The sequence below is a fragment of the Nodosilinea sp. AN01ver1 genome, assembly GCF_050565655.1.
In the GTDB taxonomy this organism is placed as follows: Bacteria; Cyanobacteriota; Cyanobacteriia; order Phormidesmidales; family Phormidesmidaceae; genus Nodosilinea.
Window position 1 is genome coordinate 55,960 of sequence record NZ_JBNXVS010000009.1, and the last position, 18,111, is coordinate 74,070.

General features: G+C 60.1%; 13 protein-coding genes and 1 pseudogene. 6 read left to right on the top strand and 8 right to left on the bottom strand.

Annotated features, from left to right (window positions below):
- Positions 1-260 precede the first annotated feature (260 nt).
- Both ACQ4N7_RS09890 and ACQ4N7_RS09895 read right to left on the bottom strand, forming a co-directional pair.
- Positions 261-2,006: a helicase HerA domain-containing protein gene (locus ACQ4N7_RS09890; protein ID WP_430711442.1), complete on the bottom strand. Its 1,746-nt coding sequence runs from the start codon at positions 2,004-2,006 to the stop codon at positions 261-263.
- A gap of 244 nt (positions 2,007-2,250) precedes the next feature.
- On the bottom strand, positions 2,251-2,772 hold the full coding sequence (locus ACQ4N7_RS09895; RefSeq protein WP_430711526.1) for a hypothetical protein: 522 nt from the start codon (positions 2,770-2,772) through the stop codon (positions 2,251-2,253).
- 192 nt (positions 2,773-2,964) lie between these two features.
- On the opposite strand from ACQ4N7_RS09895, the gene ACQ4N7_RS09900 reads away from it, so the two are divergent.
- Positions 2,965-3,219, top strand: a complete 255-nt coding sequence (locus ACQ4N7_RS09900) for a nucleotidyltransferase family protein (protein WP_430711443.1) — start codon at positions 2,965-2,967, stop codon at positions 3,217-3,219.
- A 62-nt stretch (positions 3,220-3,281) separates the two neighbouring features.
- On the opposite strand, the gene ACQ4N7_RS09905 is transcribed toward ACQ4N7_RS09900, so the two are convergent.
- From ACQ4N7_RS09905 to ACQ4N7_RS09925, 5 genes are all read right to left on the bottom strand, one after another.
- Positions 3,282-3,830, bottom strand: coding sequence for a hypothetical protein (locus ACQ4N7_RS09905; protein ID WP_430711444.1), 549 nt, complete (start codon positions 3,828-3,830; stop codon positions 3,282-3,284).
- A gap of 159 nt (positions 3,831-3,989) precedes the next feature.
- On the bottom strand, positions 3,990-4,259 hold the full coding sequence (locus tag ACQ4N7_RS09910; RefSeq protein ID WP_430711445.1) for a type II toxin-antitoxin system RelE family toxin: 270 nt from the start codon (positions 4,257-4,259) through the stop codon (positions 3,990-3,992).
- Positions 4,256-4,498 carry a hypothetical protein gene (locus tag ACQ4N7_RS09915; RefSeq protein ID WP_430711446.1) on the bottom strand — a complete coding sequence of 81 codons (243 nt, stop codon included), beginning with the start codon at positions 4,496-4,498 and terminating at the stop codon, positions 4,256-4,258. The genes ACQ4N7_RS09910 and ACQ4N7_RS09915 overlap by 4 nt, the downstream gene beginning before the upstream one ends.
- A 30-nt stretch (positions 4,499-4,528) precedes the next feature.
- Entirely contained in the window at positions 4,529-7,648 is a 3,120-nt protein-coding gene (gene ppc / locus ACQ4N7_RS09920; protein WP_430711447.1) for a phosphoenolpyruvate carboxylase, read from the bottom strand.
- A 405-nt stretch (positions 7,649-8,053) separates the two neighbouring features.
- A complete protein-coding gene (locus tag ACQ4N7_RS09925) occupies positions 8,054-8,284 on the bottom strand; it encodes a hypothetical protein (RefSeq protein ID WP_430711448.1) in 231 nt (76 codons plus the stop codon).
- Between the two features lie 333 nt (positions 8,285-8,617).
- On the opposite strand from ACQ4N7_RS09925, the gene ACQ4N7_RS09930 reads away from it, so the two are divergent.
- The 4 genes and pseudogenes from ACQ4N7_RS09930 to ACQ4N7_RS09945 all read left to right on the top strand — a co-directional run bounded on the left by ACQ4N7_RS09930 (position 8,618) and on the right by ACQ4N7_RS09945 (position 14,214).
- Positions 8,618-11,797: a DUF1574 domain-containing protein gene (locus tag ACQ4N7_RS09930; RefSeq protein ID WP_430711449.1), complete on the top strand. Its 3,180-nt coding sequence runs from the start codon at positions 8,618-8,620 to the stop codon at positions 11,795-11,797.
- Positions 11,794-13,275 (top strand): MBOAT family O-acyltransferase, encoded by a 1,482-nt coding sequence (locus ACQ4N7_RS09935; protein ID WP_430711450.1) that lies wholly within the window; start codon positions 11,794-11,796, stop codon positions 13,273-13,275. Before ACQ4N7_RS09930 ends, ACQ4N7_RS09935 begins: the two co-directional genes overlap by 4 nt.
- Before the next feature lie 79 nt (positions 13,276-13,354).
- Positions 13,355-13,918 (top strand): GNAT family N-acetyltransferase, encoded by a 564-nt coding sequence (locus ACQ4N7_RS09940; RefSeq protein ID WP_430711451.1) that lies wholly within the window; start codon positions 13,355-13,357, stop codon positions 13,916-13,918.
- A 99-nt stretch (positions 13,919-14,017) separates the two neighbouring features.
- Positions 14,018-14,214: pseudogene (locus tag ACQ4N7_RS09945) on the top strand (DUF2283 domain-containing protein).
- A gap of 58 nt (positions 14,215-14,272) precedes the next feature.
- Here ACQ4N7_RS09945 and ACQ4N7_RS09950 read toward each other — a convergent pair.
- The gene (locus ACQ4N7_RS09950) at positions 14,273-15,982 is read right to left on the bottom strand and encodes a pseudouridine synthase (RefSeq protein WP_430711452.1); all 1,710 of its coding nucleotides are present in this window, start codon (positions 15,980-15,982) and stop codon (positions 14,273-14,275) included.
- Positions 15,983-16,266: 284 nt separating this feature from the next.
- Between ACQ4N7_RS09950 and treZ the strand changes: the two genes are divergently transcribed.
- Positions 16,267-18,111 carry a malto-oligosyltrehalose trehalohydrolase gene (gene treZ, locus ACQ4N7_RS09955; protein ID WP_430711453.1) on the top strand — a complete coding sequence of 615 codons (1,845 nt, stop codon included), beginning with the start codon at positions 16,267-16,269 and terminating at the stop codon, positions 18,109-18,111.

The following is an 18,111-nucleotide window of genomic DNA, read 5'->3' on the forward strand; positions in this document are numbered from 1 at the left end:
GTAATGCTACGTTATCAGCAACGATTAGCCATCAGGGTACCATGACAGGCTGGCCCTGCTCGACTATAAATCTCTTCTCCATCTAAAGGTGTATTTTTGTTCAAGGGAATGTTTAGATCTCGCTTGGAAAGAGGTGGACTTTAAAGCAGGGACTGGTTGTGAGTCGATGCTTCAGCGCTTCGCCAAGCCCCCCAGCAGTTGACGTACTGCCCGGAGTCTGACGGCGGCTCCAGTCTCTTGGCCTGCCCTACACCGTTTCTCTAAAAGCCCAGATCGGCGCGGGCCAGTTCTGAGGCTTTAAATACAACTTCGTCGGGCAGTTCTTCCCAGGCAGTGGCCCCCACCTGGGTATAAAAAGTGCTGTCGTAGGGGCGGGTGCGCACCACCACGGGCATGGGCACCGCATGGCCCAGCACCAGCGCCTGCTGTTTCGAGTCGAGCTTGGCCAGCACCGATCGCAGGCTTTGCCCCCCCGACACCCCGGTAAAAATCGCGTCGATGTCCTTCTCGTCGTTAAGCAGGGCGGTAATGCGGGTGCCGATCTGCGACATCACCTCGTTGTCGATGCCCGAGGGCCGCTGGTCGACCACCAGCAGGGTGACGAAGTACTTGCGCATTTCGCGGGCGATGGTGCCAAAGATGGTCTGCCGCGCCGTGGCCGGGTCGAGAAAGCGGTGGGCCTCTTCGATGGTGATCATTAGCTGGCGGGGCCTATCGACCACGTTTTTGGTCTGGAGGTAGCGATCGGCCTTTTTGACGTAGCTGGCGTGGATGCGGCGGGCGATCACGTTGGTGGCCAGCATGTAGGCCAGCATGTTTGACTGCGAGCCAAACTCGACCACCACGTGCTTGCCGTCGTCGATCGCCGCCAAAATCTGCTGAATGTAGTTGGTACCGCTGGCCGCCTTCATATATTTAATGTCGGCCAGCCGGGTCAGCTTGCGCTGTAGCGCCATAATCGATGACTTGCTGCCCATCTTGGTCTCGCAAAATTCCTGAATCTCCTCGTTGGTCATGGTTAGCAGGCGGTTGATCCAGCTCTTGCCAAACTCGTTGCGCAGAATGATCGCGTTCTCCAGGCTGGCCTCTGACAGGTTCAGCTCGCCCCGCACCAGATTCAGATCTTCCACATCGATCTGATCGAAGCTGATGTAAAGCTCCTGGGCATCGCGCACCCCCCGCCGCTGGGTCGCCTCCGGGTCGAGGGTAAACATTTGCACCTGGCCGGGAAACAGCTGCCTGAGCCCCTTGACGGTGCTGAACTGCTTGCCCTCGCTGACCGCCTCCCAGCCGTACTCAGAGTGCATGTCGAAGATTAGATTAACCGCCGCCCCTCGCTGAATGGTGCCCGCCAGCAGCAGCCGGGTGAGAAACGACTTACCCGTACCCGACTTGCCAAAAATACCGTTGCTGCGCTCCACAAAGCGATCCAGATCGAGACACACCGGCACTTCCATATCGATGGGCTGGCCGATCGCAAAATTGCGCCGATGGGGGTCGTCCTCCCAGCCAAAGATGATGCGAAAGTCGCGATCGCTGGCGTCGTACACCTGGCTAAAGTGGGCCGGAATGGTTTTAACGGGCAGCAGCTCCACATCGGCGCTGCTCTGCACCTCCATCGAGGCGTAGCCTTCATTCTTTTTGCCTTTTGCTCTCTGCCCTTTGCCGTTTACTCCCTCACTCCCCATCCCCCCATCTTCCCCTCTCTCCTGCTGGGTAAACATCAGCATCGGGGTCAGGTTAATGGTGCCGTAGGTGCCCGTACCCGCGAGCACCTCCTGCAAAAACAGGTTTGACGGCTCCGGCGGGTGGGCCAAAATGCGCTGGCTGCCAGTGCCCAGGGTGACATCGGTGAGCATGCAGAAAAACTGCGATCGCCGCCCCTGCACCACCAAAAACTTGCCCACCCGCATATCTTCGACCGAGATATCGGGGTGCAGGCGCACCTCCAGCCCCTGACTCAGCGACCCCTGAATCACCGACCCTAGCGGCTGACTCATCCCCATTGGGCAATCCTCTGCGTGAGTTCAGTTGATTTTAATACATTTGTCCTGCTTGGGGACAGGGGTTGGGGGGGTTGGGTTTGCGGTTCATGGTTTACGGTTCACGGTTCACGGTTTGGGTATGCACGCATCCCCTGTACCTTGCACCGCACACCTTGCACCGCACACTCGTTACCCCAAAAAAGCGCCCGTGCAACCCTTTGGCCCACGAGCGCTTTCAAGCTTTGTTTGAGGGTCAGCACCGGGTCTAGAACTGCAGGCCGACGCCGCCCTGCACCGAGATGGCCATATTGCCGCCCTGACGGTAGGCATCAAAGGCAAAAATAGCGTTGCCAAAGGCCACCAGGTTGCTGTTGGGGAATAGGTAGTCAATCCCCGGCTGCAGCACAAACGAGGTTTTGTCGCCCACATTGGATGGATTGTCGTTGCCGCCGCTGACAAAGGACGCCCCTGCCCCAAGATACACATCGGTGTTCCAGCTCAGGGGTACATCGTAGGAAACGGTGGGCACAAAGGCAAAATCGCCGCCGAAGAGAAAGGCCTGGGCCCGCAGCGAAACGGGGTACCGCAGGAGTCGGTAGCGACCGGAGATCACCCCCTGCACACCGCCCCCCTGTCCGGTGGCGGCATCGCTGGTCAGGCCTACCCCAGCGCCCACCCCCACATAGCTACCGTAGGCCACCTGGGCCTGGGCGGCTTCAGGCGCGATCGCCGCCCCTGTCACGGTAGCTGCCGCCGCCAGCAGGGCGGCCCCTGCCGTATGCCCCATCCAACGCCCTAAGCTTTTCATGGAGTTACTCCTCAACCTTCAAACTAGTGATGTTGGCCGTTTGTGCTGGGCCTCTCGGTACCGACCTGAATCTGTCGCCGTGGGGCGATTTCAGCCACCATTGCCCTCAGCCTGCCGTAAGCTTACTCCAAGGTTCAGATTTCAACACACTGAATTTTCCCGAGCAAAGCAATGAACTACGGCCTATCCGCTCAGCAGCTTGAGGAAATTATCGAGTTCATCGCCGCCTACCCCCAGGTGGAAGAGGCGATCTTGTTTGGCTCCCGCGCCCTGGGCACCCACAAACCTGCCTCCGATGTGGATATCGCCATCAAGGGCGACGGGGTGAACTCAGCCCTGGCGGCTCGGCTCAAGTTTGACATCGAAGAAGATACCTATCTGCCCTACTTCTTTCGATTTCGTAGCCTACGGCACCATCACTCGTGAGTCCCTAAAGCAACACATCGACGAAAAAGGCGTATCTATTTATCAATCGAATGCATGACGTGCTAGATTTCGTCGTTGAAGGTAGTGGCTATCTGCCGGGCGAAATCTGCGAGAAAGCCAATACGGTCAAACATCGAGATTGCCCTGAGCGAAACGCCATTTGCAGACTCCTTAGCAACAAAGGGCGGATATACACTGAGTAATTGCCCCGGTATTAGTTTTCCGCCTTCACGCATAAATTGCAGCAACGGCTGGAGTGACAGAAATTCTACTGAATTCTCTTGGGCATGCTTTAGAAAAACCTCAAGATCTATACCGAGGCTCTCAACCTCTCCGACTTCGGCATTAAGCTTGTGAACGATACCCGCTCGTAGGACGAACTGGTCGCCGAGACAATCTTGGGCGAACGGCACATCTAATTCATTGAGCGCAGAGAATAGCTGATGTATTGCGAAATCTCCTGACCAGACTGTCCTAAGAGAATGCCATTCGGGAGTAATCACAGCTCCACGAACATGAAGACCGCCATCAAAGAGAATGAACCCGTTTACTCGATTGAGGATGCGCTGGTAATCCTCCGGAACCTGGTCCAGAATTTCAGAGTCAGTCATCTCAGGCCCAACGTATGTAAACTCTGACTGTTTCATATAAATGGGTTGCCATAAACAGAATGACTAGATGTAGGTTGTGGTTGAGGAAAGAAACCCAACATCCGCCTGGGCTACGATTCGCCAACTTATCCTACAAATACTAGGGTCAGGCAATTTAATTCAGGGAAAGTAGCGGTAAAATTCGCGGCGATGCAAAACGCGCATTAGTTCTATTGTGTCGCCATTTAGCTCAATGCCAATGCGGTAGTCACCAACTCGAATGCGGTAGCGGTTGGGTGCTCCGGTCAGAGCCTTAACGTTGGGCAAATCTTGAATTGAGTCTGACGAAGCTAGTGTGTTAAAAGCAATGTTGTAAACTGCTTGATAGACAGGCTGCTTCTTGAGCTTCTTCAGGTCTTTCAAGAAGAGTTTCCGGTAGGCAACCTTCAATCAATATCCTCCGCATCCTCTGCCTCTAGAAAAGCTAAAGCGTCTTCTCGATTCAGCAGAGGGGTTTCCTGAGCCTCATCCATGGCTTTGTTCAAGCAATAATCTTCCAAATTTTCGGCTAAATCTTGAATTGAATCGCCACCTTGGGGCAATAATAACCGCCATAGGTCAATGGGAATCACCACGGCTTTAGGATTGCCGTCGGCATCAGTGAGATAGTCAATAGCCCTGTTGGTCATGGTGATCACCCATCAGTTCAAGGGTTGAGTTTAGCCCGTATTTCGCATACCGGCGGCGATGCCGTTGATGGTGAGCAGTGCGCCGCGCAGCAGTTCGCCCTGGCTGTAGCGCGATCGAATTACCCCCGTTGCCGCCTGGTCTTTATACTGGCGCAGGCGCTTCAGCAGGGCCACCTGCAAAAAGCCCAGGGGCACGATGGTGCCGTTGCGCAGGTAGACCGATCGCTGTAAGTCGGGGTCGCTATCGAGCAGGCGATCGTGGCCTGCAATGTGCAACACCATGTCGCGGGTGAGGTAAAATTCCTGCGAAATCGTGTCAAACAGCTTCAAAAAGCGCTCTTTGTCGTCGGGGCTGGTGAGTTCGCGGACGTAGTGCTCGGCAATTTGCAGATCGACCTTGGCCAGGGTCATCTCGACCTTTGAGATCACCATTTTGAAGAAGGGCCATTTGTTGTAGAAGTAGCGCAGCACCTTGAGGTGTTCTTCGGGGGCTTCGTCGAGAAATTCTTGCAGGGCGGTGCCCACGCCGTACCAGGAGGGCAGCAAAAACCGCGCCTGGGTCCAGCTAAACACCCAGGGAATGGCCCGCAGGCTGCCCAGGTCTTTTTTGCCGCCGCGACGCGAGGGGCGAGAGCTGATCTGAAGCTGGCTGATCTCTTGAATAGGGGTGACCTGGTGGAAGAAGTTGACCAGGTCGGGCTGTTCGTAGATCAGCTGGCGGTAGTGGCTGCGCGATCGCGTCGCCAATTCCTCCATGGTTTCATTCCAGGGCTGAATGTCATCGACGCTGTTGCTCAGCAGACTGGCCTGCATGACCGCCGTAGTCACGGTTTCGAGGTTGTAGAGGGCCAGATCAGAGAGGTTGTACTTCGAGGCCAGCACCTCGCCCTGCTCGGTAATTTTGATCCGGCCCTTGATGCTGCGCCCCGGCTGGGCCAAGATCGCCTCGTAGGCAGGGCCGCCGCCCCGACCCACCGAGCCGCCCCGACCGTGGAAGATACGCAGCGACACCCCGTAGCGATCGGCGGTGGTTTGCAGCGACTGCTGCGCCTTGTGAATTTCCCAGTTGCTGCTGAGAAAGCCCGAGTCTTTGTTGCTGTCGGAGTAGCCCAGCATCACTTCTTGCAGCGGCACGGCGCGGGGGGTGGCAACGCCCCCTGGCCCCTGGTCAACGGGCAGGGCCGCCTGCCCCTGGAGCATGTTGAGGTAGAGCGGGGTTTCAAACAGCGCCTGCATGACCGCCGGGGCGCGCTGCAGGTCTTCGACGGTTTCAAACAGCGGCACGGGCTGCAGGCTGCTCAGCTCGGTGGTGGGGTCGTAGAGGCCCGCTTCTTTGGCCAGCAGCAGCACCTCCAGCAGGTCGCTGACATCGTGGCTCATGCTGATGATGTAGCTGCCGCAGATGTCGGGGCCAAACTCTAAGTGAAGCTGGCGCACCATGTGCATGGTGGCGATGGTCTCGCGGGTTTTGTCGGAAAAGGGCAGGTCGCGGGGGGTGAGGGGGCGACGGGTTTGCAGCTCGCTGACCAGCCAGGCCACTTTGTCGGCCTCGGGCAGCTCGCTGTAGGGCTGGGGCAAAATGCGCAGGTACTGGGCAATCTCGTCGAGGGCGTCGGAATGGCGCGAGCTTTCCTGGCGCAGGTCGAGCTGGGCCAGGTTGAAGCCAAAAATCTCCACCTGACAGATCAGGGTGCTGAGATCCTGGCAGTTGAGCCCGGTGGCCTCCAAATTGCGCTGAATCAGCCGCAGCTCGGCCAAAAACTCGTGGCCATAGCGATAGATGGGGCCGCCAACGGCATCACTGGAGTGGTCGGCAAAGGGGTCGCTGTGGTAAAGGCGCTGACTGCGATCGAGGGTGTTGTTGAGCCGCTGTTTGATGTAAGCCAGCTTGAGCCGGTAGGGCTCCTGGCGGTAGCGAATGGCTAGATTGTCGTAAACGTCGGGCATTTTGACCTGGTCTTGCTCCAGCGACTCCAGCAGCTCGGGCAAGACTTCGCTCCAGTGCAGCGACAGGCTGAGCAGATCGACCAGGCGATCGACCGAGGCGATGTACTTGCTGAGCACCAGATTGCGCTGGTAGCAGGCGGTCTTCCAGGTGACTTCGGGCGTGACCGAGGGGTTGCCGTCGCGATCGGCCCCCACCCACGAGCCAAACCGACAGAACCGATGGCGGGGCGGGTCGAGCTCGGGGAAGGTGGTGGCGATCGCCCGGTCAAACCGCTGATACAGCTGGGGCAGCGCGTCAAATAGCACCACCTGGAAGTAGTGCAGGGTGTAATCGACCTCGTCGAGCACCGAGGGCTTAAACTGGTGCAGCTCGTCGGTGCGCCACCAGAGGCGAATTTCCTCGGTCAGCTGCTCCTTGAGTTCTTCCATTTCCCAAGACGAGGCCAGGCCCAGGCCCTGGGCGCTCTCTTCGGCCTGATCCATCTGGCGCAAAATACTGGCGATGCGGCGCTGCTTGTCGCGAATGGTGTGGCGCACAATCTCGGTGGGGTGGGCGGTAAACACCAGCCGCACGTCAAGCTGATCGATCAGGTTTTGAATCACCTGGGGCGGCACGTTGAGCCGCTTGAGCGTGGGGAATAGCCAGTGGAAGGTGCCCGCCTCTTTGCGACCGCCGGGGGCATCGGCCACGCTGCGGCTGAGCAGATCGGCCTGGAAGAGGTTGCTCGCGGCTTCGCCATCGCTGCCGCTGGCTGCGCCAAAGAACGACTGGCCCGCCCGCTGGGCCAGTTCTGAGGTTTCGTAGGCGGCCCGGTACTGCTGCTGCTGGCCCCGCTGCTCGTAGTGCTGCTCGACAATGTTGATCAGCTGAAAGTAGAGGGCAAAGGCCCGCGAGGCCCGAATGGCGTCTTCGAGATCGAGGGCTTCGACCACCTCGACGACGGCCTTGACCCGCGCCTCGGCAGCGGTGGGGGCCTGACCCTCGGGGGAGCACATTTGCCTGAGCTGCTGTAGCAGCTTCAGCAGCTCGGGGCCGCAGGCGTGCTCCAGCACGTTTTCCCACAGGTCTTCGACCACTCGCAGCCGATGACGCAGCAGCAAATCCTGCCGGGAGGGCTGATCATCCACCGTGGCAGAAGGGCTAGACAGGTCGGCTTCAGCTGCGGGCCGGGTATCCCCGGAGGAGTGGAGCGTTGAACTCATGGGTATAACAGGCAGAGAGAACGGGGATATCGCAAAGATTCTATAGGATTACCCTAGTCTGAAGAAGTTTATCTAGATGAACAAATTGAAAACGTTACAGCGGCACCGGGGCTGAGCGAAGGGGCTAAGTCGTTTGCTGACAAGGGTTCTATGAATTCTATCAGGGATGGATTGGAGAGACTAATGGCCCAGTATCGGCTGGCAGAAATAGGACAAGCCTTGCTGAGAATAGCGGTATCAGGCATCAAGTAAAGGCTGGCTGACTGCTGCCGCAGAGCACTAGAGCTATTGTTGATCAACGACTGATGGCCTAAGAATTGGCCGCCATAGCCCCTGGCCTGTGTTTGGGGTCGGGCGTGGCAGCGCTGATGGCATAAGGATTGTGGACAAACTTAACCCCATGCTCTAGTCCGTCGCAGGCGTGGAGTGATGGGGCGATGTGGGCGGCATATTCAGGTTGGGGAGCCGTTCCCCAGCAAAGAGCTGTTCGCTGGACAGCCCCGCCTGGGTGAGCCCGTCGGCCAGGGCGCGGCCAACCGCAATGCCGATCAGCACGGGGGGCACCAGCAGCCCCACCATCACTTCGGTGGATAGGCGAGCGACTGAGGCAGAAGCGGAAGGACGAGACGATGTCATAGGACGGCAGCGAGAAGAAGGAACCGGAGCTGAGCTCAGACCTGGAAAATGGTGTGTGCAGATGCCCTGGGAGCCATTGCTCTGGGAATCACCATTGGCGTGTTTGATCTTTAATATAGTAAACGTGGCCTTGGCCCGGCCAGGCAGATCGAGGGGTTTTGGTGGAGGCGCTTGGGCTATCGTGCGGGCGAAGTAGCCAAGTTTTTGAAAATTGCCTCTTAAGAAATCGCCTGATTGGCGCTGGAGTTGGTATAAATTAAACCGACTGCGCCGCCGCTCGGCACAATCACCCTTGGGAGTATGGCTTTGGCTTTGCTGTTACCCTGACCCCCTATGTCTGTGTCTTTATCACACCCGACCTTTAGCCCCAATTCGCCAGCGGATAACGTGCTCAGCTGGCTCAGGGAAGCTATGGGGCTACCTGAGGCTGAGCTGCACATCAAGCTGCGGGGCAACATTCTCCATGTGCTGTGCGAGACTCCGACGGCACTAGAGCAGTCGGCGGTGCTGCTGAAGCTGGTGCGATCGCTGCTCGACGGCGGCGACGATCTGGTGCGCCAGCACTACCCCCAGGTGTATCAGCTCTACGTCTACAGCCGCCTCACCGGCAACCCCACCCCCGACTGGACAGCCCCCATCTATCTCAACCGGCTGGAGCGCCACCTGGGGCAGCTGGTGCTCGAAAACCAGGACGAGGCCGACAGAAAGGCTACCCAGTCGCTGCTGGAGCAGTACACCCAGGGCCAGCCCGAGCTATCGCTGGGGGGTGGGGCTGGTCACGGCGCGATCGTGCTCTCGAACCTGAGTTTGGCCCGCAAGGGCGACCCGGAGGCGATCGCCTGGTACCTGAGCGAAACCCTCAGCAGCCTGGATGTGGGGGTGTGGGTCAGCATTAAGGCCATTCCCGGTACCGCCCACCTGCACCGGATGGCCATTGCCCTCGACGGCGATTCGGCTAAAGTTGACGACCCGGCGGGCACCGATACGACCATCTCGCGGCTGTGGATTCTCTGTGAGGCGACCTACAGCCCCGACCCCTCGCTGATTGCCCGCCCCACCGCCGAGCGCCTGCGCCAGCTGCAGCTCACCCAGTTCAAAGATGCCGTGCTGCTGCTGCAGGTGCGGGGCGAAAATAAGCCCGACTGGAGCCTGCGCATTGACCTGACGCCGCCCGAAGAGATGCTGCGGGAGTGGGGCCGCTGGGGCGATGCCGATGCGATCGCGCGCTTACTTTCGGCAGCGGTAGCCAGCTGGCATTTGGGCGTCACCGCCGAACTCACCAACGGCACCCTGCACCTGATCTGCTCGCCCCAGAGCGGCGACCACGACACCCAGCAGGCCGAGGGCCTGGCGGCCCAAGAGGCTGTGATTGCGGCCCTGACCACCCCCCTAGAAGACCTTGCTCCCCAGGGCGTTCACCGGGCGGTGATCTACGGCCAGGCCGGGGCTGAGGCTACCCCCGCCTGGGTGCACTACCTCGATCTTCCTGCCGCCGAGCACAGCGCCCTGGCCGATACCCCCGAGTACCTGGGTCAGACCGGCGACCTGCCCGCGATCGCATTTTTGCTCACCCGCTTGCTTAACCCCAGCCTCGACGATCGCCTGGCGACCGGAGGCTACCGGGTGCAGCTTTTGCAGCGCGACGGCCTGCTGCACGTGATGGTGGATGGCCCCGTGGCCCCCCGTCGCCGCCTGGTGGCCCCCCCGATTACCAACTATCTGAGTGATCTCAGCCCCATGGGGCTGGAGGGGGTGCGCATCTACGGTCGGCGCTCGGGCCAGTCGCAGCCCGCCTGGAGCGCTGGTCAAGACTTTTTGGCCCGCCATCGCCGCCTGGTGCCCGAGTCTACCCCCGAATTCACCGCCTCTGATACCTACGTCAACGAGCTGCTGGTGCGCCCTGAAGGTCTGGTCAGCGCAGCGGAGATGGAGGCTGAGCTAGAAGAAGACATGGCCCTGGGCCAGTGGGTGCAAGACCTGCTGAGCCAGGGCCGCCAGCTGCTGCTGCGATCGCAGCTGCTGACCAGCGCCGCCCCCGACTCTGGCGATCATGCCGACAGCCTGGCCGACCTGGGCCGCGCAGACGGGCTCAAGATTGCGGTGGTGTGGGCGGCGGTGGGGGTGCTGGTGGCGCTCCAGATCGACTGGCTACTGGGTCAGGTCGTGAGCCCGCCCGCCCAGCAGGCCAGGGCCGAAGATGTCTCGCCTGAGGCCGCCGCTGAAACCCCTGCCGGAGCCGCCGCCGCCGCTGAACCCGCCGATCCTCTGGCCGACGACCTGGCCGAGCTGGACTGGCCCACCGCTGGTAGCGACAGCAGCTGGGCGGGCGGCGGCTTCACCAGCGATGACGACGACGGGCAGCTGACCACCAGCCCCAGTCAGCCGATTGTCGCGATCGACGACCTGGTCGATCGCGCGACGTTCCCCACCTTCAACAGCCAGCAGATGAATGAAAAGCTGGCCCTCTACTACCAGCGCCTGGAGCAGTCTGGCCCCCCGGACGTGATTATTGTGGGCAGCTCCCGCGCCCTGCGCGGGGTAGACCCGGTGGCGCTGCGCAAAGAGCTGGCCACCATTGGCTATGAAAATATCAGCGTGTTCAACTTCGGCATCAACGGGGCCACGGCCCAGGTGGTCGATCTGGTCATTCGCCAGGTGCTGGAGCCCGACCAGCTGCCCAAGCTGATTATCTGGGCCGACGGGGCGCGGGCCTTTAACAGTGGCCGGGTCGATGCTACCTACAACGCCATTGCCGCCTCTCCCGGCTATCGGGAAGTGGCCAACCGGCGATCGCAGGAGGCCGAAGTGGCCACCGATGCCGCACCCGATGCCGTCCCCGCCGCTGGCGACAGCGCGACCGCCACGGGGTCACTGCCCAGCAGCTACGCCGCCATGGATGAGTGGCTGAGCGAGCAGTTGGCCAGCGTTTCGGCTATCTACCCCGATCGCGATCGGCTGAAGGGCTGGTTTCAGCAGCGGCTGGTAGCGGCCACCCCCAGCCCCGCCAGCTCCAGCCAGGAGGCCCTCGACGCCGCCATGCCCGAGGGCAGCACCATCGACTTTGACGGCTTTTTGGCCCTCTCGGTGCGGTTTAACCCCGCCACCTACTACCAAGACTTCGCGCGCGTTTCGGGCCGCTACGACGGCGACTACGACAGCTTTCGCCTGGAGGGGCAGCAGTCTGAGGCCTTTGCCAACCTGCTCAGCTTTACCCAGGCCCAGGGCATTCCGGTCGTGTTCATCAACACCCCCCTCACCGACGAGTACCTCGATGACTACCGCCGCGAGGCCGAATCGGAGTTTCTGCGGCACATGCTCACCCTCTCCACCACCGAGAGCGGCTTTTTGTTTCGCGACTTTGCCCAGCTCTGGCCCGATCGCTACGACTATTTCTCTGACCCCAGCCACCTGAACCGCTACGGCGCGTATCAGGTATCGAGCGAACTGGGGCAAGACCCGCTGATCTCCTGGCCCCGCCCTGCTGCGCCCCCTGCGCCCCCTGCCACCCCATGACCCTGCCCTCCCTGGTCTACGCTCTCTTTTTGTTCAGCGTCGTCGGCGTCTTTTGGACGCTAGAGTCGCTCCAGGCGCGCCTGTGGCTGCTGGTGGTGGCCAGCCTAATCTTCTACGCCTCGCTGCAGGTGCAGTACCTGCTGCTGATGGTGGCGCTGCTGATTGTGACGTTTTTGGTTGGCAATGCGATCGCAACTCCGCTTGACTGGCGCATTCCCAACCCCCGCTGGCAGCTGGCCGAACGGGGCTGGAACCGCCGCCGCACCCACCTGCTGTGGCTGGGCATTGGCCTTAACGTGCTGCTGCTGGTGGGCTTTAAGTACGCCGAGGGGCTGCTGCGCTGGCTGGGTATTGGGGTAGGCAGCGCCCCCAGCGACACCCTGACCCGCATTATTATGCCCCTGGGGCTGAGCTTCTTTGTCTTTGAGTGCATCGCCTACCTGGTCGACGTGTACCGGGGCTCTCCGGCGGCGCTCAACTTTTCTGACTTTGCCGCCTACAAGCTCTATTTCCCCAAGCTGATCTCTGGCCCTATCACCCGCTTTCACCCCTTTATCGACCAGGTTGAGCAGCAAAAGCCGCCCAGCCTCAACACCGCCGTCGAGGGGCTGTGGCTGATCGCCTATGGCGCGACAAAAAAGCTGCTGCTGGCCGACCACATCGCCATTTTGGTCAACCTCAGCTTCGACAACCTGGAGCGGGCGGGCAGCGCCGATATTTGGCTGGCCACCTTTGCCTACGGCCTGCAGCTCTACCTCGACTTCAGCGCCTACGTGAACATTGCCCGGGGCAGCGCCCTGCTGATGGGCATCACCCTGCCGCAAAACTTCGAGGCCCCTTACTTCACCACCAGCCTGGCCGACTTTTGGCGGCGCTGGCACATGACTCTAGGCGACTGGCTGCGCAACTACCTGTACTTTCCGCTGGGTGGGTCGCGGCGGGGGCTGGTGCGCACCTGCCTCAACCTGATGACGGTGATGGTGATTGCGGGCATCTGGCACGGCAACAACTGGGGTTTTCTGATCTGGGGTGCCATTCACGGGGCCGGGCTGGTGGTGCATCGCCTGACCCAGTCGGCGAGCAAAGCGGTGCCAAAGCTAAAGGCCTTTTGGGGCTCGCTACCGGGCACGGTGCTGGGCTGGCTGCTGACCCAGGCGCTGGTGTTTGCCAGCTGGCTGTTCTTTCGGCTGCCCGAGCCCGATCGCTACACCCTGGCCCTGCAGCGAGCCTGGGGTACGCCTTCCGATGCCCAGTTTAGCCAGCTAGTCTATCTAGAATCGCTGGGCTTTACCTTTACGCAACTGCTGCTGCTGCTGTGGGGCGTGGTGGGGCTAATGGGCCTGTCGTACCTGATGAAGCGAGGCTTTAAGCTAGAGCTGAGCTGGCCCGTGAAGCTGCTGCTGGTGCCCCTATTTAGCCTGATGGCCTGGCTGCTGGCCCCGGCGGAGACGCTGCCGTATATTTATTTTGATTTCTAGATCGGTGGCTGCTGAAGCCATAGGTGAGTGAGCCTCTACCGGAGGTTGAGCGGAGTCGAAACCGATCCATCCAAAGCCCATGCAGCTACCTACTGAACAGCCCATCCTAAATACATTACGGCTGGTGCTGCGACCGTTCGACCTGGGGGATGTGGCGGATGTGGTGGCGCTGGCGGGCGATCGCGCTGTGGCCGAAAATACCCTCTCGATTCCTCACCCCTATACTGAGGCCGATGCTGAGGGCTGGATCAACCAGCAGCAGGCCGACTGGGCCGCAAGCAAGGCTTTGAACTTTGCCATTACCCAGCCTGACAACACGCTCTGCGGGTCGGTGGGGTTGAGGCTGTTTCACGACTACAACATGGCGGAGTTGGGCTACTGGATTGGGCGACCCTTTTGGGGCCAGGGCTACGCGACCGAGGCTGCTGCTGTACTGGTCGACTTTGGCTTTATGAACCTGGGGCTGAACCGCATTAACGCGGTGCACTTTGGCGACAACCCCGCCTCGGGCCGGGTAATGGAAAAGCTGGGCATGACGAAGGAGGGCTATCGGCGGCGGCAAACGCCCAAGTGGGGCGTGTATCGCGATGTGGCTCTCTACGGCCTGCTGCGCGAGGACTGGGAGCGGGGTAGGAATGGTTGACGCCAAATGTAAGGGCGAATCCGATTTCCAGAAGGCCAAACCGTAGGGGCATATCCTTTGTTGTCGTCATCACGCTTTATCCTGGCAGGAGGTCGCGGTATGAAAAAAATTAGCTATAGCAAAGATGTCGATGCTCTGCTGGTTGAGCTATCGCAAGAACCTATTGCCTATGCAGAGGAAGAGGGGCAAGTCATTCTCCACTATTCCCCCGATGACAAGCTGGTTTTGGTAGAGATCCCCTAGATTTCAGGCGCTTCATGTCGGAGGATACGGTTGCCGCCCTGCTTGCTTCGTAGATACGATTTGCTCCTGCTGCAATAGACAGTCGCGATTTCGCATCTGCACCGAGGCGGTTCAGAAGGGTAGAGGAGAGCTGAGGGCGATGGCATCCTTGCTGTAAGGATGGACGAACTGCAGCATCTCAGCATGGAGGTGGAGGCGCTGCCCCAGTTCACCCTGGCTCGCTGCGAGACCGTAGAGGCGATCGCCCCAAATCGGCGCATTTAACCCCTGAGGATCGGCGGCGTGGACGCGAAGCTGATGGGTGCGCCCCGTCAGCGGGTAAAAGGCGATGCGGGTTAGCTCTCCCTCTCGGTGCAGCACCTCAAACCTGGTTTGGCTGGGCTTGCCCTGCTGCCAATTCACCTGCTGGCGGGGGCGTTGGGTGGGGTCGCCCCACAGCGGCAGGTCGATGATTCCCGACGATTCGGCAATATTTCCTACCGCGATCGCCTGGTAGGTTTTGGCCACCTGGCGATCGGCAAACTGCTGGCTGAGCTGGCGGTGGGTGTCGGCATCGAGAGCCAGCAGCAGCACCCCGGAGGTGTCCTGGTCGAGCCGGTGGACGGGTTGCAGAAAGGCTCCCTCGGGCAGCGTCAGGCGCAGGCGAGAGAGGGCGCTGTCGGCGCGATCGCGGTAGCGCCCCGGCACCGACAGCAGCCCCGCCGGTTTATTCACCGCGATCAGCCAGGGGTCCTGGTATAGAACGGGGAGAGGGGATGGGTGGGGGCTGGGGTTGGGTGAGGGCGCACGGCGGTGCGCCCCAACGGGGGTATCTATCGAGGCCAACACCTGGGCCGACAGCCCCGACAGCAGAAAGCCCATGATCGGCTGGCAGCGATCGGCGCAGGCGTCGTAAAAGTGGCCCGGTTGTTTGTCGCCCTGGGGTGGCCCCCACCAAAACTCGGCCAGGGCCAGGGGTACCAGGCCGTGCTCGGCGGCGGTGTGCAGCAGCTTGGGGGCGCAGCAGTCGCCCGTGCCCGTGGGCAGGTTGCCCAACGATTGAATCGCCACCGATTCTCCGGCAAAGTTGGTGAGGCGGTAGGCGGCGTGCATGTCGGTCTGGAGCTGGCGCGAGAGGTCGCGGCGCTGCTGCTTGAGGGCGGCGATCTCCGCATCGGCGGCCTGAATGACGGTTTCTAAGGGGGCAAGGCGATCGCGCCACTGCTGCTTAAACTGCCGCAGCTCGGCCTTGTCGCCTCGGCTCGCCTGCTCCAGGGCGGCTAGAGCTTTCGTGAGGGGTTCGCCTGTCAGAGTATGGGGCAGGGTTTGGCGCTGAAGGTCGCGGCTCTGTTTGCGATCGCGGTGCCGCTGGTTTAACCCCTGGCGGGCCTCGACCTGCAGCAGCAGCAGTTCCCCATAGATCGCTCGCTCGGGCAATGATTGCAGGGTAAGCAGGCGAGCTTTGATCGTCGCTAGCTGGTCGAGGGTGCGAGCTTCTTGCAGGGCTACTCGCGAGCGTCCCGGTATAGGCGGCACCCAGCCGGGCACCTGCGCCTGCCCCTGCCACAGACCCGAAAACGCTTTTAGCACCCCAATGCCAGTCTGGGTTTGCACTAGCAGCACGCCATACATCTTGCCCTCGGCGTTTTCAGAGAGTTGAGAGGCTTTGAGCTGGGCCATCAGCTGCCGGGCTACGGCTTTGGCTAGCGCCGTGCGGGGCAGGCTGTAGTCTTGCCCAGTGCGGGGGCAGCGGCCCCGATAGTGGTAGTCAACGGTATCGGGGGCGGTCAGCGCTGCGCCAGTCAGCCAGTCATCTAGGGGAGAAAGCAGCGTGTCTTGCACGGTTCAGGCATAGATGTGTAGAGGGTAAGACTTTGGCCTATTGAGGTGGTTTGGTGGGCTTTATCTGGGGCGATCGCGATCTTAACAATAGATTCAATCCTAAGGCATCGACTGAGGCTGCTAATTTCTACCCTAGGGAAGATTGAAATTCATCTAGTTCTATCCAAAAGACTAGGATCTATCTAAAAGGAGATTGGGTAATAAATCTAGCGCTGGTATGGTAGCGATGCGTGATGCTGCGGTTTTGGCATCGGCGCTAACCTCGCAAAAAAAGATGATTCCCCATGACAGTAGACCTCAAAGTTGGAGCCATTTTACAGAGTAATGGTCAGTGTCGTTTTACGGTTTGGGGACCTGAGCTAGACTCGGTTGAACTAGAGCTAGTATCGCCCAAAAAAGATACTGTTTTGATGCAGAAAAGCGAGGATGGCTACTGGTCAACGACGGTTGAAAACGTGGCCGCCGGAGCGCAGTATTTCTACCGCATCAACCAGTCTGAAGATTTGCGGCCCGACCCGGCCTCTTTTTATCAACCCGAGGGGGTGCACGGCCCCTCAGCGGTGGTTGACCTCAGCCGCTACCAGTGGAACGACGACGGCTGGAAAAATATCCCCTGGTCTGACTACGTTATCTACGAAGTTCACATCGGCACGTTTACCAGTGAGGGCACCTTTGAGTCGGCGATCGCGCAGCTGGCTGACCTCAAGGCAATGGGCATTACCGCGATCGAAATTCTGCCGGTGTCGCAGTTTCCGGGCGAGCGCAACTGGGGCTACGACGGCGTGTTTCCCTACGCGACCCAAAACTCCTACGGCGGCCCAGATGGGCTCAAGCGCCTGGTCGATGCCTGCCACCAGGAAGGGTTGGCGGTCATTTTAGACGTGGTCTACAACCACTTTGGCCCCGAGGGCAACTACACCGGCTGCTTTGGCCCCTACACCACCGACAAGTACAGCACCCCCTGGGGCAACGCCATCAACTTCGACGACACCTGGAGCGACGGCGTGCGCCAGTACTGTATCGAAAACGCCCTCTACTGGCTGCGCGAGTTTCACGTCGACGGGCTGCGGCTCGACGCTATTCACGCTATCTACGACTTTAGCGCCAAGCACGTGCTGGCCGAGTTGGCCGAAGAGGTGGCCGCACTGTCTGAGCAATTGGGCAAACCCCTGTACGTCACCGCCGAGAGCGACCTCAACGACACCCGCATTATTCGCCCCGTCGAGCAGGGTGGCTTTGCCCTGCAGGCCCAGTGGTGCGACGACTTTCACCACGCCCTGCACACCCTGATTACAGGCGAACGCTACGGCTACTACCATGACTTTGGCACCTGCGAAGATTTGGCGACGGCGATCCGCGATCGCTTTGTCTACAGCGGCAAGTTTTCGCCCTTTCGGCGGCGGCGGCATGGCAACGATGCTACCGATTTGCCCTCGCACCAGTTCATTGTCTGTGCCCAAAACCACGATCAGATTGGCAATGCTAAGGGCTGCGATCGCCTCTCCAAGCTGGTTCCCTTTGATGCCCTCAAGCTGACGGCGGCGGTGCTGATTAGTTCGCCCTACATTCCGCTGTTATTTATGGGCGAAGAATATGGCGAAGTCGCGCCCTTTAACTACTTCATTGACCACAGCGATCCCGATTTAATTGAGGCCGTTTTTGAGGGCCGCAAGCGCGAATTTAAAGAGGCCCACGGCTTTGGTGAACCGGCCCCTGCCCACGAGGTCGCTACCTTTGAAGCCTCTAAGCTGAACTGGAATTTGCGCCGGTCAGGGCAGCACAAAACTCTGCTGAGGTTTTATCAGCGGCTGCTCGAACTGCGGCGGCAGCTTAAGCTCAATACCCCGTCCTATGCCAAAGATATAAATATCAATACGGGGCACGATTGCGATCAGCAGGTGATTGTCTACCAGCGCGCCACCGCCGATGGACTGCTGCTGTTCCTGATGAATTTTATGCAGGCTACCACCACAGTTAATGTTGAGCTGCCCCAAAAACCCTGGCAGCTACAGCTCGATTCGGCGGCCCCCGAGTGGGATGGGCCGGGGTCGTCTCTGCCCGAAAAAATTACCGCAGCGCAGACGCTAGAGCTGCCTTCTCTGAGCTTTACGCTGTATTCGGCGGCGTAG